Origin of the sequence: uncultured Eudoraea sp. (assembly GCF_947258525.1) — a bacterium.
GTDB lineage: Bacteria > Bacteroidota > Bacteroidia > Flavobacteriales > Flavobacteriaceae > Eudoraea.
The window spans coordinates 1,400-27,247 of record NZ_CAMYIP010000181.1 but is presented as its reverse complement, the minus strand read 5'-3'; the positions used below and the strand labels follow the sequence as shown (position 1 = coordinate 27,247).

23 protein-coding genes, 1 tRNA gene and 2 pseudogenes are annotated in these 25,848 nt (G+C 38.5%); 17 read left to right on the top strand and 9 right to left on the bottom strand.

Annotated elements, in window-relative coordinates; translation table 11 throughout:
• The first annotated feature begins 38 nt into the window (after positions 1–38).
• A complete protein-coding gene (locus tag Q0X89_RS13400; RefSeq protein ID WP_297695004.1) occupies positions 39–2,474 on the top strand; it encodes a glycosyl transferase in 2,436 nt (811 codons plus the stop codon).
• 24 nt (positions 2,475–2,498) lie between these two features.
• On the opposite strand, the gene Q0X89_RS13395 is transcribed toward Q0X89_RS13400, so the two are convergent.
• The 3 genes from Q0X89_RS13395 to Q0X89_RS13385 all read right to left on the bottom strand — a co-directional run bounded on the left by Q0X89_RS13395 (position 2,499) and on the right by Q0X89_RS13385 (position 4,066).
• The gene (locus Q0X89_RS13395; RefSeq protein WP_297695001.1) at positions 2,499–2,912 is read right to left on the bottom strand and encodes a DUF6691 family protein; all 414 of its coding nucleotides are present in this window, start codon (positions 2,910–2,912) and stop codon (positions 2,499–2,501) included.
• Entirely contained in the window at positions 2,909–3,472 is a 564-nt protein-coding gene (locus Q0X89_RS13390) for a YeeE/YedE thiosulfate transporter family protein (protein ID WP_297694999.1), read from the bottom strand. The genes Q0X89_RS13395 and Q0X89_RS13390 overlap by 4 nt, the downstream gene beginning before the upstream one ends.
• Before the next feature lie 120 nt (positions 3,473–3,592).
• Positions 3,593–4,066 carry a hypothetical protein gene (locus Q0X89_RS13385; RefSeq protein ID WP_297694997.1) on the bottom strand — a complete coding sequence of 158 codons (474 nt, stop codon included), beginning with the start codon at positions 4,064–4,066 and terminating at the stop codon, positions 3,593–3,595.
• 397 nt (positions 4,067–4,463) lie between these two features.
• On the opposite strand from Q0X89_RS13385, the gene Q0X89_RS13380 reads away from it, so the two are divergent.
• The 12 genes and pseudogenes from Q0X89_RS13380 to Q0X89_RS13320 all read left to right on the top strand — a co-directional run bounded on the left by Q0X89_RS13380 (position 4,464) and on the right by Q0X89_RS13320 (position 16,655).
• Complete coding sequence (locus Q0X89_RS13380) at positions 4,464–6,275, top strand: acyl-CoA dehydrogenase (RefSeq protein ID WP_297694995.1); 1,812 nt, start codon at positions 4,464–4,466, stop codon at positions 6,273–6,275.
• A 62-nt stretch (positions 6,276–6,337) separates the two neighbouring features.
• Positions 6,338–7,117, top strand: a complete 780-nt coding sequence (locus Q0X89_RS13375) for a glucose 1-dehydrogenase (protein WP_297694993.1) — start codon at positions 6,338–6,340, stop codon at positions 7,115–7,117.
• A 28-nt stretch (positions 7,118–7,145) separates the two neighbouring features.
• The gene (locus tag Q0X89_RS13370; RefSeq protein WP_297694991.1) at positions 7,146–8,363 is read left to right on the top strand and encodes an acyl-CoA dehydrogenase family protein; all 1,218 of its coding nucleotides are present in this window, start codon (positions 7,146–7,148) and stop codon (positions 8,361–8,363) included.
• A 2-nt stretch (positions 8,364–8,365) separates the two neighbouring features.
• Positions 8,366–9,445: a phosphotransferase family protein gene (locus Q0X89_RS13365; protein ID WP_297694988.1), complete on the top strand. Its 1,080-nt coding sequence runs from the start codon at positions 8,366–8,368 to the stop codon at positions 9,443–9,445.
• A 46-nt stretch (positions 9,446–9,491) separates the two neighbouring features.
• On the top strand, positions 9,492–9,869 hold the full coding sequence (locus Q0X89_RS13360; protein WP_297694986.1) for a hypothetical protein: 378 nt from the start codon (positions 9,492–9,494) through the stop codon (positions 9,867–9,869).
• 30 nt (positions 9,870–9,899) lie between these two features.
• Positions 9,900–10,658, top strand: a complete 759-nt coding sequence (locus Q0X89_RS13355; protein ID WP_297694984.1) for an SDR family NAD(P)-dependent oxidoreductase — start codon at positions 9,900–9,902, stop codon at positions 10,656–10,658.
• Between the two features lie 44 nt (positions 10,659–10,702).
• Positions 10,703–11,476: an enoyl-CoA hydratase/isomerase family protein gene (locus tag Q0X89_RS13350; RefSeq protein ID WP_297694982.1), complete on the top strand. Its 774-nt coding sequence runs from the start codon at positions 10,703–10,705 to the stop codon at positions 11,474–11,476.
• Positions 11,477–11,495: 19 nt separating this feature from the next.
• A complete protein-coding gene (locus Q0X89_RS13345) occupies positions 11,496–12,515 on the top strand; it encodes an NADP-dependent oxidoreductase (RefSeq protein ID WP_297694980.1) in 1,020 nt (339 codons plus the stop codon).
• A pseudogene (locus tag Q0X89_RS13335) lies at positions 12,496–13,450 on the top strand (NADPH:quinone oxidoreductase family protein). Before Q0X89_RS13345 ends, Q0X89_RS13335 begins: the two are co-directional and overlap by 20 nt.
• A gap of 97 nt (positions 13,451–13,547) precedes the next feature.
• On the top strand, positions 13,548–14,285 hold the full coding sequence (locus Q0X89_RS13330) for an SDR family NAD(P)-dependent oxidoreductase (RefSeq protein WP_297694974.1): 738 nt from the start codon (positions 13,548–13,550) through the stop codon (positions 14,283–14,285).
• A 9-nt stretch (positions 14,286–14,294) separates the two neighbouring features.
• Positions 14,295–14,759, top strand: a complete 465-nt coding sequence (locus Q0X89_RS13325; protein ID WP_297694972.1) for a MaoC family dehydratase — start codon at positions 14,295–14,297, stop codon at positions 14,757–14,759.
• 78 nt (positions 14,760–14,837) lie between these two features.
• Positions 14,838–16,655, top strand: a complete 1,818-nt coding sequence (locus Q0X89_RS13320) for a long-chain fatty acid--CoA ligase (protein WP_297694970.1) — start codon at positions 14,838–14,840, stop codon at positions 16,653–16,655.
• A 36-nt stretch (positions 16,656–16,691) separates the two neighbouring features.
• On the opposite strand, the gene Q0X89_RS13315 is transcribed toward Q0X89_RS13320, so the two are convergent.
• Together Q0X89_RS13315 and Q0X89_RS13310 are read right to left on the bottom strand one after the other, a co-directional pair.
• The gene (locus Q0X89_RS13315) at positions 16,692–16,985 is read right to left on the bottom strand and encodes a hypothetical protein (RefSeq protein WP_297694968.1); all 294 of its coding nucleotides are present in this window, start codon (positions 16,983–16,985) and stop codon (positions 16,692–16,694) included.
• 383 nt (positions 16,986–17,368) lie between these two features.
• A complete protein-coding gene (locus tag Q0X89_RS13310; protein ID WP_297694966.1) occupies positions 17,369–17,749 on the bottom strand; it encodes a nuclear transport factor 2 family protein in 381 nt (126 codons plus the stop codon).
• 314 nt (positions 17,750–18,063) lie between these two features.
• Here Q0X89_RS13310 and katG point away from each other — a divergent pair, with 314 nt between their 5' ends.
• Entirely contained in the window at positions 18,064–20,310 is a 2,247-nt protein-coding gene (gene katG / locus Q0X89_RS13305) for a catalase/peroxidase HPI (protein ID WP_297694964.1), read from the top strand.
• A 219-nt stretch (positions 20,311–20,529) separates the two neighbouring features.
• On the opposite strand, the gene Q0X89_RS13300 is transcribed toward katG, so the two are convergent.
• A tRNA-Arg gene (locus tag Q0X89_RS13300) sits at positions 20,530–20,603 on the bottom strand.
• A 133-nt stretch (positions 20,604–20,736) separates the two neighbouring features.
• On the opposite strand from Q0X89_RS13300, the gene Q0X89_RS13295 reads away from it, so the two are divergent.
• A complete protein-coding gene (locus Q0X89_RS13295) occupies positions 20,737–21,249 on the top strand; it encodes an adenine phosphoribosyltransferase (protein ID WP_297694962.1) in 513 nt (170 codons plus the stop codon).
• Here Q0X89_RS13295 and Q0X89_RS13290 read toward each other — a convergent pair.
• The 3 genes from Q0X89_RS13290 to Q0X89_RS13280 all read right to left on the bottom strand — a co-directional run bounded on the left by Q0X89_RS13290 (position 21,246) and on the right by Q0X89_RS13280 (position 23,970).
• Complete coding sequence (locus tag Q0X89_RS13290; RefSeq protein ID WP_297694960.1) at positions 21,246–21,407, bottom strand: SsrA-binding protein; 162 nt, start codon at positions 21,405–21,407, stop codon at positions 21,246–21,248. The genes Q0X89_RS13295 and Q0X89_RS13290 overlap by 4 nt on opposite strands.
• Before the next feature lie 520 nt (positions 21,408–21,927).
• Entirely contained in the window at positions 21,928–23,610 is a 1,683-nt protein-coding gene (locus Q0X89_RS13285) for a M56 family metallopeptidase (RefSeq protein WP_297694958.1), read from the bottom strand.
• Complete coding sequence (locus tag Q0X89_RS13280; RefSeq protein WP_297694955.1) at positions 23,611–23,970, bottom strand: BlaI/MecI/CopY family transcriptional regulator; 360 nt, start codon at positions 23,968–23,970, stop codon at positions 23,611–23,613.
• A gap of 227 nt (positions 23,971–24,197) precedes the next feature.
• On the opposite strand from Q0X89_RS13280, the pseudogene Q0X89_RS13275 reads away from it, so the two are divergent.
• Both Q0X89_RS13275 and Q0X89_RS13270 read left to right on the top strand, forming a co-directional pair.
• Positions 24,198–25,126 (top strand): annotated as a pseudogene (locus Q0X89_RS13275) (calcium/sodium antiporter).
• Between the two features lie 30 nt (positions 25,127–25,156).
• The coding region (locus Q0X89_RS13270) for a carboxypeptidase-like regulatory domain-containing protein (protein ID WP_297694953.1) at positions 25,157–25,848 on the top strand (692 nt) is incomplete at its 3' end.

Genomic DNA, 25,848 nt, shown 5'->3' with positions numbered 1-25,848 from the left:
GCTATCGGCTACTCAATAATCTAAAAACTTCGTAAAAAATGAAATACGGATACTTTGATGATGAAAACAGAGAATACGTAATTACAAATCCCAAAACTCCATATCCCTGGATTAATTATCTTGGAAATAAAGATTTTTTCTCATTAACATCAAATACCGGTGGTGGCTACACTTTTTATAAAGACGCAAAATTTCGAAGATTAACCCGATACAGATATAACAATATTCCGGCGGATAACGGTGGTAAGTATTTTTATATTAAAGATGGTGATACTATTTGGTCTCCCGGGTGGAAACCTGTGAAAACCGAATTGGACCATTATGAATGCCGTCATGGTATGAGTTATACAAAGTTCAAAGGAACCAAAAACGGGATAGAGGCAGAAGTTCTGCAATTTATTCCTCTGGGTTTCTGGGGCGAAATTCAAAAGGTTTCCTTAAAGAATTCTTCATCAAATAGTAAACAATTAAAGCTGTTTTCCTTTATTGAATGGTGCTTATGGAATGCTGAAGATGATATGACCAATTTTCAGAGAAACTTCTCCACCGGTGAAGTTGAAGTAAAAGACTCCGTAATTTACCACAAGACAGAATTTAAGGAGAGACGAAACCATTATGCTTTTTACTCCGTTAATGGCGCAATAAAAGGTTATGACACAGACAGGGAGACTTTTGCTGGCCTTTATAATGGTTTGGATGCCCCTGATGTAGTTAGCGAAGGACAATCTAAAAATTCAATTGCTCACGGCTGGTCGCCAATTGCATCACATTACCTGGAAATAGAACTTGAGCCCGGAGAGGAAAAAGAATTGATATTCATGCTGGGTTATGTTGAGGTTGAGAAAGATAATAAATGGGAAAGTAAATCGGTCATTAATAAGCAGCCGGCACAGGAAATGATTTCATCCTTTGATACTGCAGAAAAGGTAAACCGTGCCTTTGAAAATTTGAAGGCCTATTGGGATGATTTATTAGGTAAAATCTCAATACAATCTGCGGACCCCCGGCTCGATAGGATGGTAAATATTTGGAATCAATACCAATGCATGGTAACGTTTAATATGTCTAGATCCGCCTCATTCTTTGAATCGGGCATAGGCCGTGGAATGGGTTTTAGGGATTCTAATCAGGATCTAATTGGATTTGTTCATCAAATTCCGGAAAGAGCCCGGGAACGCATTTATGATATAGCATCTACACAATTTGAAGATGGCTCCTGTTACCATCAATATCAACCGCTGACCAAAAAAGGCAATGCTGCAATAGGAGGAAATTTTAATGACGATCCACTCTGGCTGATCCTTTCTACTACTGCATACATAAAGGAAACCGGAGATTTTTCCCTGTTAGATGAATTGGTACCCTTTGATAATGATTCTGCACGTGCTAAATCACATTTTGAACATCTAAAAGCTTCTTTTTACCATGTTGTAAATAATTTGGGACCGCATAAATTACCATTAATTGGCAGAGCAGATTGGAATGACTGCCTTAATTTAAATTGCTTCTCCGAGGATCCTAATGAGTCTTTTCAAACTACGGAGAACCAAAAGGGAGGTACAGCCGAATCTTTAATGATTGCTGGTCTTTTTGTGGTGTACGGTAAAGAATATGTAAAGCTTTGTAAACGGGTTGGCAAAGAGGAAGAAGCTGAAGCCGCTCAGGTACACGTAGATGATATGAGTGAAGCAGTTATGGAACATGGTTGGGATGGAAACTGGTACCTGCGGGCATACGATTATTTTGGAAACAAAGTAGGATCATCAGAGAATGAAGAAGGAAAGATATTTATAGAATCCCAGGGTTGGTGCACCATGGCAGAAATTGGCAAAGAAGAAGGGATGGTTGAAAAGTCCTTAAATGCGGTAAAAAAATATTTGGATTGCGAATTTGGAATTGTCCTGAATTATCCTGCCTTCACCAAGTACTATATAGAATATGGCGAGATTTCAACTTATCCCGCGGGTTATAAGGAAAATGGGGGAATCTTTTGTCATAACAACCCCTGGATCATGATTGGTGAAACCATGCTGGGCCGTGGAGATGAGGCCTATGATTATTACACTAAAATTGCACCAAGCTTTCTAGAGGAATTGTCAGAATTGCACAAAGTTGAACCCTATGTCTATTGTCAGATGATCGCGGGTAAAGAGGCACATAAGCCTGGCGAAGCAAAAAACTCATGGCTGTCTGGTACCGCCTCCTGGAATTTCTACGCAATTACACAGCATATTTTAGGAATTAGTCCGGACTATGATGGATTAGCGATAAATCCTTGTATCCCATCTGCATGGGATGGTTTTAAGATGAAAAGGGTGTTTAGGGATGTTACCTACAATATCGATGTCAAAAACCCGAAACATATTAGCAAAGGGATAAAACAAATCCTGGTTAATGGGAAAGAAATAAATTCTAACATTATACCAATACTTGAAAAAGGCAAGGAACATGCTGTGCAAGTAATAATGGGATAAAGATTATTAAAACCCCTCTATTTATTAATGAGGAAGTTTGCTTTTTAGTACGCCATAGACAAATGTCCCAAATACTGCCGCAGCAATTACAATTAACATACTTATTACGCCCGTGCCAAGTAAAACATATAGAGGTCCCGGGCAAGCTCCTGCAAGTGCCCAACCCAATCCGAATACAGTACCCCCCACAATATACCGAACAAAGCCACTATCTTTTGGCACCAGGCTTATCCGGTTTCCCTCAATATTTTTAACACCAAATACTTTGAATAACCATATGAACAATACACCTAATAAAACGGCGGAACCAATGATGCCATACATATGAAATGACTGAAATTTGAACATTTCATAGATCCTGTACCAGGAAACGGCCTCAGATTTCACAAGGACTATTCCAAAGAAAATACCAACTAATAAGAATTTTAAAATTTTCATGGGCTGAATATTAAGGGTAATAGAAAATGTGTCATTATTAATCCACCAATAAAAAAGCCAATTACTGCAATTAGTGAAGGCCATTGAAGATTACTCAGTCCGGTTATCGCATGACCAGATGTACAACCTCCTGCATAGCGTGTTCCAAAACCAACCAGGAATCCGGCAATTATAAGAATCGCCATTCCCTTTAAGGTTAAAACATTATCCCATGCATAAATTTCAGTGGGTAAAAGACCTTCACCTGCGTTATAAAACCCTAGTTCACTTAGATCGGAAACCGTTTGCGCGTTTAGAGCGATGGTGGAACCATCAGACAAAAAAGTAACTGCAATATAGCCACCAATAATGGCACCCAGGACTACAATGAGGTTCCATCGATATGCTTTCCAGTCGAAACGGAAGAAATCAGAATATTTTCCCGCACCACCAATACTGCATAGGGTTCTGAGTGTAGTAGACATGCCAAATGTTTTGCCAAAATAAATCAGTAATAACATTACCAGTGTAAACAAAGGACCCGAAACGTACCAGGGCCAGGGTTTAAGCAGATATTCCATTTCTTTTATTTAAAAATATAATTCCATAATTGCCGGATTCATGGAATATAAATTACACACCCGAAACTGTTTAAAGATGATTTTGCAAACTTTGATCGCTTCGAAAGATAAATGATTAAATTATTGTTTTTCGTAAACTTCACTCATAAATCCGGGCAGATCCTCATTGGTAGTGTTGGTTAACCTATCACCGCTGAGGTTATATAAGAAAAGAGTAGTATTAAAAAATAAGGATAATTGTGAGTTTTGTAATTGCCAGACTCCTGAAGCAGTGCTGCTCGTATTTGTGCATCGAATGTCAAAAAGCGTTCCGGTAATAGTGGTAATATCTAAATTAACGACGGTAGAACTCCAGCTACCATCACTGTTAATAATAAGTGTGCCCGTTGCACAGGGTAATTCAGTCAAAATATTAGAAGTAGTATTCCCATCACTATTAATATCCTGAGGAGGATTGATATTTAGTTCGGCCAAATTCCACGTACCCACAACAGCATCATTATTATCCTCAACAGGGGCGTTGTCGTCTGATGAGCAAGCCTGAAAAACAAATATGAATGCAATTAATGGTAATAAAACCCTGATCTTTTTCATTACTCTTTTATTTTTTGTCATTGTTCAAATGTAAATGTTTTTAATTGAATTCGAAATTTTGCTTAACTATGAAATATGAAAAAGTACGCTATATATCATTTTAAACAACTAGTGTTACAATTCCTGTATTGAAAGTTTTAAGCAATGCCATATAGATTATATTTGATTTCAATCTTGTCTTCAAAAACTGAATTTCACAAGTAGAATTTAAATATATATTGCTCAGGTTGCGGAAATTATAAGGATAGTTGTAGCTGATGTAGCCTAATAATATCTTCATTTATATGATAATAATTTACCCGCGAATGTCATTCTAATTGATTATATTGAGGCTGAATTCTACTGGCAATTTACCTATCTGACAATTGTTCTGTTAAGCATATAAATTCAATTTCTTATGGCGAATCAATATATAGACATAGATGCTCTTAAATTTTTACTTTACGAAGTACATGACCTTCAAAATGTTTTGGATCAAAGTCGTCATGATGATTATGATCAGGAATCAGTAGAACTTTTTTTGAATGCTGTAAAAGATTTTTCAGACAGGGAGATGTTTCCATTTTTTAGGGAGATGGACGAGCAGCCTGCGTATTTTGATAACGGTGAAATAGTTGTTCATCCACAAGTAAAAAACTACATTAAAAAAGGTGGAGAGATGGGACTTGTTTCCGGATTGTTTGACTATGAAATTGGAGGGATGCAGTTGCCGGGTATGGTTGTCACTGCCTCTGCTTATATTCAGGAAACAGCCAATAATCATTTGCCCGGATATCTTGGTTTGACCCTTGGGGCAGCGGAGTTGATTGTACATTTTGGCAGTAAAGAGCTTAATGAAATATTCGTTCCCAAAATGCTTTCAGGCGATTGGACCGGTACTATGTGCCTGACTGAGCCCCAGGCCGGAAGTTCGTTATCCGACATTGTGACTTCGGCTGAACCTTCAGAGGACGGTTATAACATTTCAGGGCAGAAGATATTTATTTCCGGCGGAGATTATCAAGGGGCGGAAAATGTTGTTCACCTGTTATTGGCCCGAATTAAAGGTGCACCTGCAGGTACAAAAGGAATTTCCTTATTTGTTGTCCCTAAATACAGGCCGTCTGTCAGTGGTGACCTTACTCCTAATGATGTAACGACTTTTGCTGATTTTGAAAAAATGGGTCAAAAAGGCTATTGTACAACCCATCTTTTCTTCGGACATAATGATGATTGCAAAGGATGGCTTGTTGGAGAACCCAATCAGGGATTGAAATATATGTTTATGATGATGAACGGAGCTCGGATAGCCGTCGGGCGAGGCGCTGCTGCAATAAGCATGGCCGCTTATCAGGCATCTTTATCTTATGCAAGAGAAAGACCACAGGGCCGCAGTCTTACCAATACAGGTAAGAAAGATGTGAGTCAGGAGCAAACCCTTATTATAAACCACCCGGACGTTAAACGCATGCTCTTACTCCAAAAGGTTGTAGCAGAAGGTTCATTAAGTCTGATATTACTGTCTTCTAAATATCACGATTTGTCGCAGACACATTCAGATCCGGAAGAAAGGGAACGATACAAAAATTTGCTGGAAATGCTTACACCAATTGCTAAGACCTATCCTTCTGAAATGGGTTTGATTTCGGTAAGTAATGGTCTTCAGGTTCTTGGGGGTTACGGTTTTTGCTCAGATTTTATTCTTCAACAATATTATAGAGACATTCGTATTTTTTCCATTTATGAAGGTACCACGGGTATTCAATCATTGGATCTTCTGGGAAGGAAGATTACTATGAATAATGGCAAAGGATTACAATTGTTGTCTGCAGAAATAATGAATAGTATCAAAGCAGCATCTGAATTTGAAGATCTCCTGCCATATGCAAAGAAACTCAAATCAACTTTATCCCTGGCACAGGAAGTAGTGCAATTTCTTATGAATTTTGCTAAAAAAGGAGATTACGAACGTTTTTTATCAGACGCTACAGTATTCATGGAATTTTTTGGAAATATAATTGTAGGCTGGCAATGGTTGGATATTGCTGTTAAAGCACAAAATGCCATGGTTTTGACCATTGCCAATTATTCATCGATATTCTACGAAAGTAAGATCCACGCCATGAAATTTTATTTCAAATATGAAATTCCTAAAACAAGAGCGCTGGCTGAAGTTTTGATGGATGAACAAATATTGACAACCTCTGTTGAAAAACAGTTATTTACTTAGGGAATAATTAGAGACATAAGTGTTAGAACAATTACCAAAATCAATAAAGTCAGCAGAAACCAATGAATAGTAGTATAAAATCTAAATTTAATCTCAGTGGTAAAGTCGCTATAGTTACCGGATCGAGTAAGGGAATAGGAAAGTCTATTGCTAGAGGGCTTGCGGAAAATGGAGCCAAAGTGGTAGTAAGTAGCAGGAAACAGGGCGCAGTAGAACAGGTTGCCAACGAATTTAGGGAAGCAGACCTTGAAGCGGTGGGGATACAATGCCATATTGGAGATTCTGAACAACGCCAAAGGCTTATTGCTAAGACCATGGAGCATTTTGGAAGCATAGACATCCTTGTAAACAATGCGGCGATAAACCCTTATTATGGTCCTCTGGAGGGCTCAGACGAAGCAGTTTTTGATAAGATAATGAGTGTGAACGTAAAGGCACCATGGATCTTATCCAATTTGGTCCTGCCTCATATGAAGGAAAAGGGCAGTGGAAGTATTATAAATATTTCATCTGTCGAGGGAATAACTCCCGGATTCGGATTAGGATTGTATAGTGCCACTAAATCAGCTTTGATTATGCTAACCAAGAATCAGGCAAAAGAATGGGGCCGCTATGGGATTCGTGCTAATGTATTGTGTCCTGGCCTGATCAAAACCAAATTTAGCGAAGGTTTATGGACAAATGAAAAATTGGTTGAAGGATTAACAAAAGCCTTGCCGCTCGGCCGGATAGCTGCTCCGGAAGAAATGGCCGGTATGGTCATGCTACTGGCTTCAGATGCCGGATCCTATATGACAGGTGGAGTCTATGTTGCAGACGGAGGCTATTTAATTTCCGGATAAACTTTGATTACTGAATAAAATTAATGATATGAATTTTGAATACAGTGAAAAATCCATTGCTTTCCAGGAAAAACTCAGAAAATTTATCGACCGTAATATATTGCCAATTCAGGAGGAAGTAGAATCTTTTCAAAGAGACCCCGACAATATCTGGAAAAGGTGGCCGGGCCTTGATGCCTTAAAAGAAAAGGCTAAGGATGAAAGGCTTTGGAACTTGTTTCTACCGAAAACTTATGGAAAATTAAGTCCCGGATTAACAAATTTGGAATATGCTCCATTGGCAGAGATCATGGGAAGGATATTATGGTCATCAGAGGTTTTTAATTGTAGCCCGCCTGACACCGGTAATATGGAAGTCCTGGCAAAATATGGAACACCGGAACAGAAAGATATCTGGTTATATCCTTTGATGCAAGGTGATATCAGATCGTCATTTTTGATGACCGAACCCAATGTGGCCTCCTCAGACGCCACTAAAATTGAGACGTCTATACTAGCAGACGGAGATGACTATATAATAACCGGAAGGAAATGGTGGTCTTCAGGGGCAATGGATCCAAATTGCAAAATTGCCATAGTTATGGGGAAGACAAATTTCGATGCACCCCGCCATCTTCAGCATAGTATGATACTGGTCCCAATGGATACTCCGGGATTAGAGATTATAAGACCCTTAAGCGTTTTTGGATACCATGATTCTCCGGAAGGACATGCAGAAATAGTTTTAAATAAAGTACGTGTTCCAAAAAAGAATCTTATTCTGGGTGAAGGTAGAGGATTTGAAATAGCCCAGGGGCGTTTGGGTCCGGGAAGGATACACCACTGCATGCGGTTAATAGGGATGGCGCAGCGTTCCCTGGAGTTAATGTCCGAAAGGGCCACGGAACGCAGTCCGTTTGGGAGAACTTTGGATACTTATAGCAGTATTCGTCAGGAAATAGCCCATTCTCGTTGTGAAATAGAACAAACGCGTCTGCTGGTACTTTCTGCCGCTGATAAAATGGACAGGGTTGGGAATAAGGATGCAAAAGACCTGATTGCCATGATTAAGATAGTAGCTCCAAATATGGCTTTAAAAGTAATTGATAGAGCTATTCAGATCATGGGGGGCAAAGGAGTAAGTGGCGACACACCATTAGCGCATTTTTATGCTTCAGCAAGAACTTTGAGACTGGCTGATGGTCCGGATGAGGTTCACTTGAGTCAATTGGGAAAAAACACTATTAAAAAATACACGGAAATCTAACAATGCCGGAAAAGGAATTAACCCAAACTGTTCGAAAAGGAGAAGAGCTTCATGAGGAGAACTTGAAAAGATTCCTGTTGCAAAACAATTTGATCGATTCTGAAAAAAGCGAATTGATGATAAGGCAGTTTTATAATGGATATTCCAACCTTACCTATCTGATAAAAATAGAAGAAAGGGAATATGTTTTGCGCCGTCCGCCATTTGCGGCACCAAAACGAGGGCATAATATGGGAAGGGAGTTTAAAGTACTAAGTAAGCTTCATAATGTATTTGAAAAAACTCCCGTCACTTATGCATACACGGAAGATGTTGAGATATTAGGAGCTCCATTCTATATAATGAATAAAGTTGAAGGAATTATTCTAACTGCCAGGGAGGCTAAAGATCGGGGCGTGTCGCCCAATGAATTTAAAAAAATATCCAATACCTGGTTAGATACTTTTGTTGAGTTACACGCGGTGGACTATAAGGCTGCCGGACTTGAATCATTGGGAAACCCCGAAGGCTATGTAGAAAGACAGGTTAAAAACTGGGGCAAACAGTACCTCACTGCTGCAACTGAAGAGGTTAAGTCGGCTCAAAAGGTAATGACGTGGATGGAAATTCATCAGCCCAGGAACTATGATTATAGCCTTATCCACAATGACTATAAGTATGATAATGTTGTATTTGTTGATAACCAATGGACACAAATTGCCGCAATACTGGACTGGGAAATGTGCACTTTAGGTGACCCAATGATGGACCTTGGTACTTCTCTTGGGTATTGGACCACGGCTTCGGATGCCGATTTTTTAAAACAAGGACTTCCATCGCCAACAATAATGCCAGGTAATCCAACAAGGACAGAAATTGTACATGAATATGCACTTAAAAGTGGTAGGGATATCAACAATCTTACGTTCTATTTTGCATATGGTCTCTTTAAAATAGCGGTTATAGCCCAACAGATATATTATAGGTTCAAGCACGGGTTTACAAAAGACCCTCGTTTCGCAAACCTGAATAAAGTTTCGGCCCTTTGTTGCAATACCGCCTGGAATGCCATTCAAAAAGATAGAATTGATGAATTGTTTTAATTTTTTAAAAATTTAATTGGGTTTAGCTGTGATAAACAAATCATTTATGGAGGTAAATAAAGAACAACTGCAGGCATTAGCTGAGTTACCTGAGGATCAGGAGTTGCTTATGCTTAACCTTTTGAGATATAAAGACCGGGTGGAAGAAACAGGATTGACAGGTGAGACTTCCTATAAACAGTACATGAGGGCGGCATCCCCTTTTTTTGAGAAAGTAGATGCTGAAATCGTGTTTTTCGGAAGGCCAGAACTTATGCTGATAGGACCGGAAGATCAGGAATTATGGGATGATATCCTCTTAGTAAAATATAGAAATACAGGAGAGTTTTTTAAAATGACTCAGGCTAAAGGATATCCATCAGAATTAAGGGAGCAGTCTTTACAGGATTCGCGCCTGATATATTGTAAACCACACATTAGATAATGTTTGGGTTGTTTAACTAATTAAAGTGACATGCAATTAGAAGATAAAATTGTGATCATTACGGGTGCAGGAAGTGGAATAGGAGCCGCCTCAGCTGCATTATTGGCTAAACATAAGGCTTTGGTCATTGTTTCTGATCTCGACCTAGAAAGAGCCCGTCAGGTAGTTGATAAAATAAAATCAGCAGGAGGTAACGCTATAGCTTTGCGGGTGGATGTGTCAAAGTATACAGAAGTTGAATCATTAATTAGTAAGACAGTCAAGGATCATGGTAAGCTTGATATCATGATTAATAATGCAGGGATAGGTGGTGAGAAACAACAGAAGACTGCTGAACATACGCTTGAAGACTGGGACAATGTTATTGCGGTGAATCAGACAGGTGTTTTCTATTGTATGAAAGTTGCTTTGGGGCAAATGATGAAGCAGGGATACGGAAACATAATAAATATAGCTTCCCTGGCCGGTTTAAAACCATCGGGTTACAACCTCTCCTATAGTGCAAGTAAATTTGCGGTTGTAGGTATGACCAAATCGGCTGCTCTGGAATATGGACGTAAAAATATCAGAATAAATGCCGTGTGTCCGGGATATACCCATTCGGCACTTTTAGACAAACTTCTTGCAAGCAGGTCGGATATGGAAGATACATTAAAACAACTGATTCCAATGGGTAGGTTTGGTGAGGCAGATGAAATTGCAGAAGCTGTCTTGTGGCTAGCATCGGATAAATCCAAATATGTTACCGGCCAAACCATAACATTAGACGGTGGAACATCACTATTATAGTTTACTAATAAATCAATTGCTCAACATAGTAAAAAGACTTCTAAATGAACGCACTGAAGGTTATTAAAAGAGAAGAATATACAATTGTTCAGATGAACCATGGAAAGGTAAATGCAATTAATTACGACATGGTTCAGGAGCTAAGGCAGGTATTCCGGGATATTGAAAATGACAACGCAGTGAAAGGAGCAATACTTACCGGGCAACCACATTATTTCTCTGCAGGCCTCGATTTAATTGAATTATTTCAATATGACAAAAGAAAGATTAAAGACTTTTTTCATGTTTTCGGGGCCCTCTTTATAGAACTTATGCATATTACCAAACCTGTCATATCCGCCATTACGGGTCATGCACCTGCGGGAGGTTGTGTGCTTGCAGTGGCATGTGATAATCGGATTATGGCAGATGGCGAGCAATATATAATAGGGCTGAATGAAGTAGCTGTAAACATTCAAATATCTCAGAATTTAGTAGAAACCTATGCCTTTTGGATAGGTGAGGGTTTAGCAAGCAGATATATTATGGAAGGGAGGCTGCTTAATGGAGAGGAAGCCTTGTCGGCCGGTTTAGTGGATGAATTGGTTCCTCTAGCACAGGTTTTATCAAGGGCCGAAGCGAAGATGCAGCATTATTTAAAGGCAGATCAGGAGATACTTATTAACACAAAAAGTAAACTTCGCAAAAATTTACTAGCTAAGCTCGATTTGAATGCCGAAAATTCCCTCAAAGAAGCTGCGACCTTGTGGTGGAAACCTGAAATCAGAACCAAAATGGAAGCATACGTAAAGAGTTTCACAAACAAAAAGAAAGGATAGCACTGAAATGAAAAGTAGTATGAATAAACAATTGAAATTTGTAAAAAGACCCATAGGTGAAGCTGATGCTTCAACCTGGTCATTGGAGATTAATCCTATTTCTGAATTGAAGGACGGAGAAATTCTGGTGAAACAACATTATGTTTCGCTTGACCCGGCTATGCGGGGATGGATGAATGATTCCAAATCTTACATAGAACCTATGGCTATTGGCTCTGTTATGCGCGCCGGGGCAGTAGGTGAGGTCGTGGCAGTTAATAACAATCCCAATTTTAAAATTGGGGATTATGTGGCCGGATTTGGTGGTGTACAACAATATGCGGTTTCAGATGGTACAAATACCCGTATAGTAGATCCTGGGTTGGCTCCTCTTCCTACATATTTAAGTACCTTGGGGATGACCGGTATGACCGCCTATTTTGGAATTCTCGAAGTAGGGAAAATAAAGGAAGGTGATATTGTGGTGGTCTCAGGAGCGGCCGGAGCTGTGGGCAGCATTGTGGGTCAAATTGCGAAAATTAAAGGATGTCGGGTTATAGGAATTGCGGGTGGTAAAATGAAATGTAATTATCTTTTGGAGGAACTGGGATTTGATGCTGCGATTGATTATAAGAACGAAGATGTTAGAAGCAGATTGAAGCAAGAATGTCCAAAAGGGCTGGATGTATATTTCGATAATGTAGGAGGGGAGATTCTTGATATTGCGCTGAGCAGACTTAGAATGCATGCCCGAATAGTGATATGTGGAGCAATATCTCAATACAACAACAAAATGGCTATTAAAGGTCCCAGTAACTATCTTTCGCTTCTGGTTAACCGTGCAACAATGCAGGGAATGGTGGTATTTGATTACGCCAAAAGGTACGGCGAAGCTGCGAGGGATATGGGAGCATGGCTTGCGGAAGGAAAATTGAAGGGCAAAGAAGATATTTATGAAGGAATTGAAAACTTTCCGCAGACCTTTCAAAGGTTGTTTACGGGTGATAAATTAGGTAAACTGGTGCTAAAAGTAATCGAAGATGAAAGCGATACGATGTAAAGAATTTGGACCGCCGTCTTCGCTTGCTCTGGAAGAAATGCCCGGGTTAAAACCGGGTTCCAATGAAGTTTTAGTAGATGTAAAAGCCTGTGGCATAAATTTTCCGGATACCTTAATTATCCAGGGTTTATATCAATTTAAGCCAGAACTCCCTTTCACGCCGGGCAGCGACATATCCGGGGTAGTAAAAGAAGTGGGGGATGGTGTCGGACATCTAAAAGTAGGTGATGAGGTTTTCGGTTTTGTCTTTAGCGGGGGTTTTGCGGAGGAAGTTCTTGTGCCGTCCAAAAAAAATGAACTTCCCTATTGCAGCGTCATTTATGGTGGCATATGGTACGTCATACCACGCACTTAAAGACCGGGCAAAACTGTCTGACGGCGAAACCCTGCTCGTTCTTGGGGCCTCCGGGGGTGTTGGTTTGGCAGCTGTTGAGCTGGGAAAATTAATGGGGGCAAAAGTTATTGCGGCAGCCTCTTCCGAAAACAAGTTGCAATTATGCCGCGAATATGGAGCTGATCAAACGATTAACTATTCCAAAGATGATCTGAAGTCCGAAATAAAAAAATTGACCGATAATAAGGGGGTAGATGTTATTTACGATCCTGTTGGAGGCGACTATTCTGAAGCAGCATTTAGGGGAATTGCATGGGAGGGCAGATTTCTGGTTGTCGGATTTGCTTCCGGGACTATACCTAAAATGCCTTTAAACCTGCCTTTACTTAAGACTGCGTCTATTGTAGGAGTTTTTTGGGGAGATTTTGCCATGAGAAATCCGAAGCAAAATATGGAGAATACGAAGATGCTTATGAAATGGTATGATGAGGGTAGGCTCAGACCTCATATTCATAAGACTTATGAATTAAAGAATACAGCCAGGGCATTGGAGGAAATAATGAACAGGAAAGTCAGGGGTAAATTAGTAATAGAAATGTAAGTTTATCTTATACAGGGAATATACTTTTTTAAGATCACAGTAAAGCTAAATTTAAAATATTTAATTCTTAAGAAACAATTTTAATGAATTTTACAAAATGAGACTAAAAGACAAAATAGCCATAGTTACGGGGGGAGCCCGTGGCATAGGTCAGGCCATTTCAGAACTCTTTGCGAAGGAAGGCGCAACAGTAATTATATTAGATCTATTGCCGCAAGGGCAAAAAGTAGCAGATAAAATAAATGATGCCGGTAAAAGAGCAGAATACCATCAGGTATCCGTAACGAATAAAATAGCTGTGGAAGGGGTTTTCAAAGAAGTAAATAACAAATATGGCAGAATCGATATCCTGATAAACAACGCCGGAATAACCAGGGATAGAACCCTCGAAAAAATGAGTGAGGATGAATGGGATGCAGTTATAGACGTAAATCTTAAGGGAGTCTTTATTTGCACCCAGGCCGTGGTTCCCTATATGAAGGCAAATAAATATGGCAGGATAGTGAGCGCTGCTTCAAATGTTGGTTTAAGGGGTAATTTTGGACAGACTAATTATGCGGCTACTAAAGCTGGTGTTATTGCTATGTCCAAAACCTGGACAATGGAATTTGGCAGGTACGGTATCACGGCCAACGCCATCGCGCCGGGATTTACAATGACCGATATGGTAGAGAAGATTCCGGACGAGCATTTTGCTAAAATTAAGGAAAGTATTCCCTTACGCACGGTAGCACAACCCATGGATATTGCCTATGGTTACCTGTATCTCGCTTCTGATGAAGCTCGCTTTGTTTCAGGTACATGTTTAACAATAGATGGTGGAACTTCAAGATAACTGAAAAGAATGGCTAAACTAGAATTAGAGAATTTCGAATCTTTTAGCAAATTAGAAGGAAAAACTTTGCCGGCTGGTGATTGGCTTACTGTTACCCAGGAAATGATCAACGACTTTGCGAAAGCCACTATGGATTTCCAATGGATACATGTAGATGTTGAGAAAGCGACAAAATATTCCCCATTTAAAAAGCCAGTGGCTCATGGTTTCATGTCTCTGTCACTCCTGGCCAAGTTGTTAAAAGATGTTTTGTTGATCAAATCTGTGAAAATGGGGGTAAATTATGGTCTGAACAAAGTTCGTTTTCCAAGCCCTGTCTTAGTAGATAGCAGACTCAGGTTAATCTGCACTATTCTCAAAATTGATAATTATGGAGACAATGGTCTCAAAATCACCTGGAATTGTATAGTAGAGACGGAAGGATCTGATAAACCAGCTTGTGTGGCTGAATTTATTAGCTTAATGTTCGAGTAATTTCTTAAATTTAGAAGTGACCTTTTGATAAGACTTGTTCTATAAATAACTAAAGCTAAACCTAAAATTTACAAACTAATGACCAGACTTTTTGACCTTCTTTACAATCAGTTGAACAAAAACCCCCTCGAAGCTTCCATGAATGCTCGTAATTCCGATGGCAGTTGGAAATCTTATAGTACTGAGGATGTAAAGAATTATGCAGAACAGGCTGCCTCCGGCTTATTGAAATTGGGTTTAAAGCCGGGAGATAAAGTAGCCATGGTAATCTATAAAAACAGACCGGAATGGGTGATTATGGATTTTGCATTACAAATGTCTGGAATGGTGAGTATTCCGCTATACCCTACAATTAGTATTTCGGAGTATGAATACATATTAAATGAGGCTGAGGTAAAAGCGGCTTTTTGTGGCGGACTAGATCTTTATGAAAAGTTTACTTCAACCCGGAAAAATGTCCCAGGCTTAGAGCATATTTACACTTTTGACCAAGTTGAAGGAAGGCCTTTCTGGAAAGAAATATTGGATACTGAAGATCTTGTAAAAATAGAAGAGATAAAGAAACAAATTACCGGAAATGATCTAGTAACAATTATTTATACCTCGGGAACAACAGGATTTCCAAAAGGGGTAATGTTGACGCATGAAAATGTTATGCACGTAATTTTGGAGACTTCAAGTTTTTTGGAAATAGATCCAGGTGAAAAAGTGCTAAGTTTTCTACCACTTTGCCATATTTATGAAAGGGCCGTTTCATTTGCATGGTTCTACCTGGGAACCTCAATCTATTTCTGTGGTACGGACAACCTGAGTGGGCCACAAGGGGATTTGGCGTCAGTTCAGCCGGTAGCATTTACAACAGTTCCAAGGTTGCTGGAAAAAGTCTATGAGGCTATTTATAATAAGGGTCTTGCATTAAAAGGACTAAAAAAAGGGCTATTCTTCTGGGCACTTCGGCTGACAGATGATTTTGAATTAGATCAGAAGTTATCTCATATAAGTAAAATAAAATGGAGGATAGCAGATAAATTAATTTTCAGCAAATGGCGGGCCGCTTTAGGGGGTAATGTACGCATGATAATTACCGGTTCTGCGCCTTGTCCGTTGAAGATTATACGTGTTTTTTGCGCCGCAGGTATTAACGTTCGAGAAGCTTATGGTTTAACTGAAACCGCTCCAACTTTAACAGTTAATGGATTAGAACCCGGAGGATCTGTAATAGGCACTGTAGGTTATGCTATCAATGGGGTAGAATTATATATAGACAGCTCTTCAGGTGAATATAATGATGACGAAGGTGAAATATTGGCCATTGGACCGAATGTTATGTCGGGCTATTATAAAAAACCTGAGATAAATGCTCAGGTATTTAAAGAAATTGATGGCAGAAAGTGGTTCTGCACCGGTGATATTGGAAAATTAATTAAAGGCCCGAATGGGAAGGAATTTTTAAAAATAACTGACAGGAAGAAGGAGTTATTAAAAACATCAGGAGGGAAATACGTAGCACCCGCACCAATTGAAAACAGGATTAAAGAAAATTTTGTTATTGATCAGATCATGGTAATTGGGGATAAGCAAAAATTTGTCTCGGCACTTATTGTTCCGTCAGAGGATGGATTAAAAAACTGGTGTACGCATAAAAATATTAAGTGGACCAATCTGGAGGATATGGTAAAGCAGCAGAGGATAATCGCTAAATATCAAAAAGTGATTGACAAATACAATCCGGAATTCAGTCATATAGAACAAATAAAGAAATTTCGCCTGGTCCCTGCCGTGTGGTTACCAATACATGAAGACAATTCCGAGGCTGAATTAACCCCAACCCTGAAGCTTAAAAGAAGGGTAATACGCGAAAAATACAAGAGTGAAATTCAGGAAATATATGCTTGATTCTACTTTTTTGTGTGCTTAAGAATCTGATAACAATTATGGATTTTGACCCTTTAGCGCATTGAGGCTGTCCATTTCCTTTCTGAACCTAAGGATTACCAATGAGTCTAATTGCCGTGAAATGCTGTCTTTCATTATTGCCCAGTTGGCTGTATTCATATTGGAATTATACTTTAGAATTTTATGGAATTTCGCAACGTTAAACCGGTTGGCTTCCCACGCCGCTGCGGTACTCTCCTGGTGTTTTAGATCCTGGAGGTATATCCCAATACCAAAGCCCATAACGACTACGACCAATACAATGACTAAAATTTTTGTGGTTTTGTGCATCTTTCAGGTTTTAGGTTCATAATATTATATTATGATGGATTTGGGCTGGAATGGTATAACAAAGATACAAATCAGATTAATCTGACTAAAGCTGACTCTAAATAATCTTGAAAACTACCATAAAAGCCATAAAAAGTAGGAAAGCACTACCAAAGGTCAAAACAGCGTTGATAATTTTAGATTTTCTTCTCATAAAAATAAAATTAGACTGGTCTGGCCCAACTCCAAAAAATTTCCGTTGAATTCTAATAAATATGGATAAAATGCTTACTGTATCTGTTTCTTCTTCAATTTCTTATGAAGATTTGAAGCTTTCGATAGATTTGGGTGTACTCGTTTAATAAGCAAGTGAAACATTAAAATTAGGGTGCAATTACCAATAATTATTTTTTTAATTGCTTTACTAATGCTCTGGCTAAGACAGTATCATAAACAATTTTAAGTTTAGTAATCGTATTTAACGAATCAAATTCTAAAATATCAACAACGTCAAATTCTACTTCTTCCTTATTTTTCAGTGTCCATTTATAGCCAAAATAAAGTGCCAGTTTATTGGAATCATTGTCCTCAAAAATTCCTTTTAGGAGCAGTTCAGAGTTATTTGTATCATTGTTTAACTTATGGTAAAATTCATGAGCCTTCATGATGCCGTAAATAGGAGAGTCAACGACGCCATTTTTATTAAATAGTTCTATGATTTTCTCAATATCACCTTTGTCCAGGTAATCCAAATATTTAAGGGCGATTTCTTTTTTTATAGTCATTTACAATGTCAATTTAATTTGCTGGAAACCTTTGGAGATTCATATTTAGAGGCTACTTCAAAGAGTTGAATTGATTCTAGAATAGTGAATTTGTTAAAGTACTAAAAATGTAATGGAAAGGACTTTTGATTATTGTTTGCAAGTATCTTTTAATTCTTTGCGAATCCTTTTGAATGAACCACATTTAGTGATTTAATGGCATATAACACTTTAGAATGGGTCATAGTTATTTTCTATTAGAAAGCTATTTAAATGAACAAACATTTTGGTACTTTTACTATTGCAATTAAAGGTAACAAAAAATCGATCATATTATGGATGAAAACAAAAGTCAATCTGACACTAATGGAACAGCTTATGATGTTAACGCTGCGGCTAAATGCCCGTTTTTGAGTGGTGAATTAAATCAAGCCGCAGGTGGCGGAACAACTAACCGTGACTGGTGGCCCAATATGTTGAATCTGAATATCCTTCGTCAGCATTCTTCTTTATCTGATCCCATGGGTGATGATTTTAATTATGCGGAAGAATTTAAATCACTGGATTTAAAAGCAGTTAAAAAGGACCTTTATGCATTGATGACAGATAGCCAGGATTGGTGGCCTGCAGATTATGGTCATTATGGACCTTTCTTTATCCGGATGGCATGGCATGCGGCCGGAACTTATCGCATCGCGGATGGTCGCGGAGGGGGAGGTACAGGCGCCCAGCGTTTTGCACCTTTGAACAGCTGGCCCGACAACGCCAATTTAGATAAGGCAAGACTACTGCTTTGGCCGATTAAACAGAAGTATGGTAAGAAACTTTCCTGGGCAGATTTGTTGATCCTGGCAGGAAACTGTGCACACGAAAGCATGGGATTAGAGATGTTTGGATTTGGTGGAGGTCGTGAAGATATCTGGCAACCGGAAGAAGATATTTACTGGGGTTCTGAAGCTGAATGGCTTGGAAACAAAAAAAGATATGAAGAAGGAGAATTGGAAAATCCCCTTGGTGCAGCACATATGGGATTGATCTATGTAAACCCCGAAGGACCTAATGCTAATCCAGACCCTGTGGCTGCAGCACATGACATTCGAGAGACCTTTGGCCGTATGGCAATGAATGATTATGAGACTGTTGCTCTTATCGCTGGAGGACATACCTTTGGGAAAACCCATGGCGCAGCAAGTGATGTAGAATATGTTGAAGCAGAACCAGCAGGTGCAGGTATTGAAATGCAAAGTCTTGGATGGAAGAACAATTTTGGTTCAGGTAAAGGTTCTGACACAATTACAAGTGGTTTAGAAGGTGCCTGGACGGATACGCCTATTAAATGGAGCAACAAGTATTTTGAAAACTTATTTGGTTACGAGTGGGAATTGACCAAAAGTCCTGCAGGTGCCCATCAATGGAAACCAAAGAACAATGCGGGAGCAGATACTATTCCGGATGCACATGACCCTGAAAAGAAACATGCTCCATTTATGTTAACAACGGATCTTTCCCTGCGCATGGATCCCGCATATGAGAAAATTTCAAGACATTTTTATGAAAACCCAGATGAATTTGCCGATGCTTATGCTCGTGCATGGTTTAAACTGACACACCGCGACATGGGGCCGGTAACTAGATATCTGGGACCTGAGGTACCTGAGGAAGAATTAATTTGGCAGGATCCAATTCCTGCGGCAGATTACGAATTGATCAGCGATAGTGATATTGCCGTATTAAAGGCTAATATTTTAGCCTCAGGCCTATCTGTTTCCGAATTGGTATCCACGGCATGGGCATCCGCGTCAACTTTCCGGGGGTCAGACAAACGCGGTGGTGCCAATGGTGCACGCATTCGTTTGGCACCGCAGAAAGATTGGAAGGTTAACAACCCCGAGCAATTGGTAAAGGTTTTGGACACCCTCGGACGTATTCAACAAGAATTTAACGATGCCCAGTCTGGAAACAAAAAAGTATCCCTGGCAGATCTGATTGTCTTAGGTGGTTGCGCTGCTGTTGAGAAAGCCGCAAAAAACGCCGGTCATGAAGTATCTGTGCCATTTACTCCGGGTCGTACTGATGCATCTGAGGAGCAAACCGATGCTGAATCTTTTGAAGCCCTTGAGCCATTGGCGGACGGCTTTAGAAATTACGTCAAGGATAAATTCTCTGTAGGTGCAGAAGAACTGTTGGTAGATAAGGCTCAGTTAATGACCTTGAGTGCACCAGAGATGACTGTGCTCGTTGGCGGTATGCGTGTATTAAATACTAACTTTGATCAGTCTGAACATGGTGTTTTTACCAAACGTCCTGAGACGCTTACAAATGACTATTTCCTAAACCTGCTCGATATGAGCACTACCTGGAAGGCAATTGGTGATTCTGATGAAGTATTCGAGGGTGTTGACCGCGCAACGGGCACACGAAAGTGGACCGGTACACGTGTAGATCTTATTTTCGGTTCTAACTCAGAGCTCAGAGCACTTGCAGAAGTTTATGGATGTGCTGATTCTAAGGAGAAGTTCATTGCTGATTTTGTGGCAGCATGGGACAAAGTGATGAACCTGGATCGTTTTGATTTGGCTTAAGTACAACTAAGGTTCGTATAATAGTAATTTAAAAGATAAAGGTGGTCTGACAACAGACCACCTTTTTTGATTGAATAACAAAAACCTATTGCTTCTGCTTTAAGTGACCTCGACAGGATTTGCTGACGCACGTCCTGCAAAGCTCCGCTTTGAAAATAGTTCAAACAAAAAAAACGCTCAAGCAAGCTTGGCGTTTTTTCTTATCGAACTATTTATTCGTGACCTCGACAGGATTCAAACCTGTAATCTCTTGAGCCGTAATCAAGTGCATTATTCAATTATGCTACGAGGCCTTATTAATATGTTCCCCAATGGGGCTGCAAATATATTTCTTTTATGCTACGAGGCCTTATTAATATGTTCCCCAATGGGGCTGCAAATATATTTCTTTTTACATTTAGGGCAAAATAACAAGCTGCATAATAAATGGATTTTAAAAATTACATCAGAGATATTCACGATTTTCCTGAGAAAGATGTGACATTCAAGGATATTACACCCCTTTTAAAAGATGCAAAAGCACTGCAGGCAGCGGCTGATGCTATGTTAAGAATGATTGGCGATGTGAAAGTAGATAAGGTCGTAGGAATGGAAAGCAGGGGTTTTTTCTTTGCCCCAATCCTTGCTTCAAAATTAAATGCCGGATTTGTTCCTGTGCGTAAGGCAGGAAAATTGCCTTCAGATAAGATCAGCAGGACCTATGCCTTGGAGTACGGGAAAGATACACTGGAAATGCATGAAGACAGCATTAATCCTGGCGAAAATGTAATTATTCATGATGATGTTCTGGCTACAGGAGGGACTGCAAAAGCCACTTGTGAATTGGTAGAAGCATTAGGAGGAAAAGTATTGCAATGTAATTTCTTACTAGAGCTGTTGAGCTTGAATGGAGCAGCGAAACTAAAAGGTTACGCTGTAAAATCTCTGGTAAGTTATTAATCCAACGCGTTGATAGTAATATAATATCGCCAGCCAATAATGGCCAATTGGTACTTAGATGCTTTAGAAAGGTCTAGTCTCTTTTTTGTAAAGGAAGGCAACACTAGTTTATTGATCCTGGCAAGAAGCTTAAACAACGTTTTTTTTAGGTTTAGCATAATACAAATATAGTATCTTATATAAAACACAAATGAACGCCATCAGCGTTCATTGTATATACATTGCTCTATTTCTGTTTAGGTTATTATCAGTATCAGGGATACCAATACAAAAATTATGATTTTGGCAATTGTGATCATTACTTAGACTTTATATGGTTAAAAAATATTTCTTTTTATTAATTATGTTTCGAAGATATGGGAATCCTTGCCGTCTTACCAAAATAATCATGGAGAAATAATGCAATTACATACACTATTGTAAGTAAAAAGATGGTTCATATTGCTAATTAAAAACATACTCCTTGCAACTAATTTTAAATCGAAGCTTAATTTGTTCAATATTGTTACAAATTGTAACATTTGTAGGCGGTATTTTGAGCTTTTTTTGAATTACAAGGGGATATAATAGCTAAAAAACACCTTTTTCGACTAAACCGTTGTACAACAAAAAAATACCGGTGCAATTTATGACCGGTATTTGAATACTGTAAAAATCTAACTTAGATCACTTATTATCCTAATTCCCTTTTTTGGTTTTGACTTCTATTACACCATCTTTTGCTTTTTCACCATACTTTTCAACAGCCTTATCACCTTTGTAAACATTTATGGTCTCAATCTCATCTGGAGATAAAGATTTGACCTCTTCTTTGCTACTTTCTTTTCCATCAATCAGATAAAGTTGATCTTCATCATCATCAGTATCAATAAAGAAAAAGCTGCTGCTATCTTCGCTAATTATTTCAATATCATTTTCATCATCTGTATCCTTTACTATGAAAACATTGGAATTACTTCCAGCTGTACCTTTTTTTTCTATTCTTATATGTTTGCCGTGGAATTTGCCTTCTTCCTCCATTTCTTCAAAAACTTGTGGAGAAACTTCTTTGCCATTAACAATAAATATTTCTTCATCCCCATCAATTTTTATTTTAATATGCTTGTGCTCATCACTATCGCTGTACACCCAGGTATTAATATCAGTTTCTTTATGTATAACCTTATGCTTTGACTTATTATCACCCATAAAAAAGGAGTTGCTATCTTCATCATATACAATAGTAATGGGATCGATGGGTTTTCCTTCATTGTCGAAGGAAGAGGAACCTCTGAATTTTTTCCCGTCTTTGCTTTTGGACCGCATGTCAATTTCCAGTTCAATTATCTTTTTATTCTCATTTCGCACTGCTGTGTAAGAGAAATCTATTCCCTTGTCAGATAGATCTTTTTTAAGTTCCTCCAATTCTTCATTTGTGGTATCCTTATTTATAAGGATCTTAAAGGTTTTCTGATCATCTGCTGTTGTGAAGGCAGCCCCGGCGTTTGTTTCCGCCTTAGGTACGTAGATTGTCTTTGTGTTAAAACTTAATAGGAAAATTGCCAAGGCCGGCAGGATTAGTGCCATTTTAAATAAGTTTCTTTTGTGTGATTTTGATTTGTGTAACATGACTATTCGTTTTTTGATTAATGAACTGTAAAAATTATTGGTGATTGGTGTAAAAAATTGATTTCCAGATACTTTTAACAAAGCGTATTTGTATGCCCTGTCTGATGGAACGTTTTGAATGGCGGTTTCGTCAGCCAAATATTCGAGATTTTGCTCAATATTTTTCTTATAGAGCCAGCTAAAGGGATTTGCCCACATCACAATGGTAACCAGATGGGCTATTAGCAGGTCTATTGAGTGTTTTTGAGTACTATGCGCATGTTCGTGCTTTAAAATTGCTTCGAGCTCCAGGGGATTGAATTTATTCGGGTTATAAAAAATATACCTGAAAAATGAAAAAGGAGCAATATCCTTGTCCTTTTCCACGTAAACGTAGCTATCCATTTTGATGGTTTTGTTAGTACGAATCACTTTCCGGATTGCCAGTAGTTGAAATATAAACTTAAGCCCAAGCATGCTTATTCCAATGCCATACAGTGTATAAATTAAATCCAGCCAATTGAATGAAAACGTACTCATTTCAATGGAAGAATTTGCAAGAAGGGAATTAGATGCAGCTAAGGGCATTGCAGCGATTTCTACATATGTTTCAATTATGATAAAAGGGCAGACAAAAGCAGCAATTACCCCGATGAGTAGAAAATGTCGGTTTACAAGAAAAAAGGTTTCTTTTTTTAGAAAAACCTGGTAAACTAAATAAAACAGCATGAGTATTCCTGAAGCTTTTAAAAGGTAAATCATCAATGCTTCCATCTATTTTTCTTTTTCAATTAGTTGTATAATTTCCCTGAGTTCTTCAATGGATATCTTTTGCTCCTTTGCAAAAAATGATACCATACTTTTATATGAATTGTCGTAATAATCAGCAATGGTGTTAGAGATAAAGCGCTTTCTGTAGGCATCTTTGGTAACCAATGGGTAATATCTGTGTGTATTCCCGAATGCTTCGTGGGCAACGTATTTTTTGTCTTCCAAATTACGTACAATGGTAGATAAGGTATTGTAATGAGGCTTGTCGCCTTTTAATTCAGCCCTGATTTCCTTAACAAATGCCTTTTCTAATTTCCAGAGAATTTTCATTATTTCCTCCTCTTTATTGGTAAGTCTCTGCATGATAAAGTTAATTTTAATCAAACATATTACTAATAATATAGTTATACAACTATATTTATAGTTATTTAACTAATTTTTAAGTTTTTATACAATTGACAATTAAATATCTCATCTTTTCACCCAGGGTTTAACAGCTATTATATTCATCCAAAAAGAGGTAATTATATTAATGATATACCTCTCGCGGTTCCCCACCTAATTCTGCTATATTTGCCAAAAGCTTTCGCATGCTCAATTTATTGTTTATTGCAATTGGTTTGACTTTATTAATATTAGGTGGTAACTGGTTGCTAAAGTCGGCTGTGTCCTTTTCTTTGAGACTAAACATATCCAGAATTATTATTGGCATGACCATAGTCTCCTTTGCAACTTCTGCACCGGAACTTATAGTAAGCATAAATGCAGCATTAGATGGTTTTCCCGATCTGGCACTTAGTAATGTTGTAGGATCCAATATTGCCAATCTCAGCCTGATACTGGCTATTATTATTTTATTAGGAAGTATTGATGTTCGGAAAGCTTTTTATACAACAGACTGGCCTGTAATGATGGCGGCATCGCTTTTGTTTTTTGGTTTTATATATTTTGATGGAATTCTTGACCCCTATGAAGGGGGAATTATGGTGCTCTTTCTTTTTCTGTTTTTGGTTTTTTTGCTTCGCTTTCAGAAAACAGCGGTCGTAGATGACGTCCATTTGGATGACAAACCATTACCGCTATACAAGGCTGTACTTTTCATGGGATTAGGCGGTTTCGCACTCTGGGGAGGGGCAGAGTTGCTCGTAAAAGGTGCTGTAGGGATGGCTACTTTTTATGAGGTAAGTGAACGAGTTATCGGGATAACTGTGGTCTCGGTAGGTACAAGTATCCCTGAGCTGGCTGCTTCTATAATTGCCATACTTAAAAAAGAAAAAGCAATTTCCGTAGGAAACTTAATAGGATCTAACATTTTTAATTTGCTCGCAGTTTTAGGTATTACGTCAATGATATCACCAATTTATGTCATAGATCAGGGTCTTCTCAATAGTGATATATGGTGGATGCTTGGCATTTTCTTCCTTTGGTATTCTTCCCCAAAGGCCTGCGACTTGGCTGGCGCGATGGCCTGATATTGTTATCTTTTTATTCGCTGTTTTTGTATTTTACTTTGTTCTAAGGGCGCTATATATTTGGAGAATTAATTTACATGAGGTTAAGAATATTACTTTTCTTTTTTATAGTTGCTGGCCATATTGGCAACGTTTGTTGGGCTCAACAGTCAGAGTTTCTCTATGGGAAAGTTATAGATGCTAAAACTAAAGAACCTATCCCTTTTGCCACGATACGGATACTGAATAAGGCAGTAGGTGTGATTTCCAATGATGATGGTGGATTCGTAATACCTTTAAAATTTAAAGAAATAGGCGAAATACTCGAGATTAGTTCAATGGGCTTTGGTGCACAAAAGATCTTTATATCAGCGTTAGCTTCTGATCAAATAAACCTAATAATGCTCTTACCTAAAGCAATAGAGCTTCAGGAAGTTACTGTTGCAGCTAAGAAAAGAAGAAAACTTACTGCCTTTGAGATTGTTAAAAAGTCTATTGCAGCAATTCCCGGAAATTACCCAATGAAATCATTTTCAACAGTGGGGTATTACCGGGAATATCAAAAAAAAGGAAATCGATATATCAACTTAAATGAGGCTATTTTAGGAGTTTTTGATGAAGGTTTTAATACGTCAGATAATGAATTTACTGCGGTGCGGATATATGATTACAGGGAAAACAGGGATTTTGAAAGGGATACCATAGCCCTGGAACCTTATAATTACATAAATGGTATTAAGGTTATTGATAAAGCATTTTTGTGGAATTATGGGGGAAATGAATTTACCAT

Coding starts and splice junctions, on each gene's coding strand:
- Q0X89_RS13390 (WP_297694999.1), bottom strand. CDS start 3,472: ATGGAATATCTGCTTAAACCCTGGCCCTGGTACGTTTCGGGTCCTTTG.
- Q0X89_RS13360 (WP_297694986.1), top strand. CDS start 9,492: ATGGAGGTAAATAAAGAACAACTGCAGGCATTAGCTGAGTTACCTGAG.
- Q0X89_RS13355 (WP_297694984.1), top strand. CDS start 9,900: ATGCAATTAGAAGATAAAATTGTGATCATTACGGGTGCAGGAAGTGGA.
- Q0X89_RS13400 (WP_297695004.1), top strand. CDS start 39: ATGAAATACGGATACTTTGATGATGAAAACAGAGAATACGTAATTACA.
- Q0X89_RS13295 (WP_297694962.1), top strand. CDS start 20,737: ATGGATTTTAAAAATTACATCAGAGATATTCACGATTTTCCTGAGAAA.
- Q0X89_RS13350 (WP_297694982.1), top strand. CDS start 10,703: ATGAACGCACTGAAGGTTATTAAAAGAGAAGAATATACAATTGTTCAG.
- Q0X89_RS13330 (WP_297694974.1), top strand. CDS start 13,548: ATGAGACTAAAAGACAAAATAGCCATAGTTACGGGGGGAGCCCGTGGC.
- Q0X89_RS13385 (WP_297694997.1), bottom strand. CDS start 4,066: ATGAAAAAGATCAGGGTTTTATTACCATTAATTGCATTCATATTTGTT.
- Q0X89_RS13365 (WP_297694988.1), top strand. CDS start 8,366: ATGCCGGAAAAGGAATTAACCCAAACTGTTCGAAAAGGAGAAGAGCTT.
- Q0X89_RS13280 (WP_297694955.1), bottom strand. CDS start 23,970: ATGCAGAGACTTACCAATAAAGAGGAGGAAATAATGAAAATTCTCTGG.
- Q0X89_RS13320 (WP_297694970.1), top strand. CDS start 14,838: ATGACCAGACTTTTTGACCTTCTTTACAATCAGTTGAACAAAAACCCC.
- Q0X89_RS13395 (WP_297695001.1), bottom strand. CDS start 2,912: ATGAAAATTTTAAAATTCTTATTAGTTGGTATTTTCTTTGGAATAGTC.
- Q0X89_RS13290 (WP_297694960.1), bottom strand. CDS start 21,407: ATGCTAAACCTAAAAAAAACGTTGTTTAAGCTTCTTGCCAGGATCAAT.
- katG (WP_297694964.1), top strand. CDS start 18,064: ATGGATGAAAACAAAAGTCAATCTGACACTAATGGAACAGCTTATGAT.
- Q0X89_RS13285 (WP_297694958.1), bottom strand. CDS start 23,610: ATGGAAGCATTGATGATTTACCTTTTAAAAGCTTCAGGAATACTCATG.
- Q0X89_RS13370 (WP_297694991.1), top strand. CDS start 7,146: ATGAATTTTGAATACAGTGAAAAATCCATTGCTTTCCAGGAAAAACTC.
- Q0X89_RS13310 (WP_297694966.1), bottom strand. CDS start 17,749: ATGACTATAAAAAAAGAAATCGCCCTTAAATATTTGGATTACCTGGAC.
- Q0X89_RS13375 (WP_297694993.1), top strand. CDS start 6,338: ATGAATAGTAGTATAAAATCTAAATTTAATCTCAGTGGTAAAGTCGCT.
- Q0X89_RS13315 (WP_297694968.1), bottom strand. CDS start 16,985: ATGCACAAAACCACAAAAATTTTAGTCATTGTATTGGTCGTAGTCGTT.
- Q0X89_RS13380 (WP_297694995.1), top strand. CDS start 4,464: ATGGCGAATCAATATATAGACATAGATGCTCTTAAATTTTTACTTTAC.
- Q0X89_RS13325 (WP_297694972.1), top strand. CDS start 14,295: ATGGCTAAACTAGAATTAGAGAATTTCGAATCTTTTAGCAAATTAGAA.
- Q0X89_RS13345 (WP_297694980.1), top strand. CDS start 11,496: ATGAATAAACAATTGAAATTTGTAAAAAGACCCATAGGTGAAGCTGAT.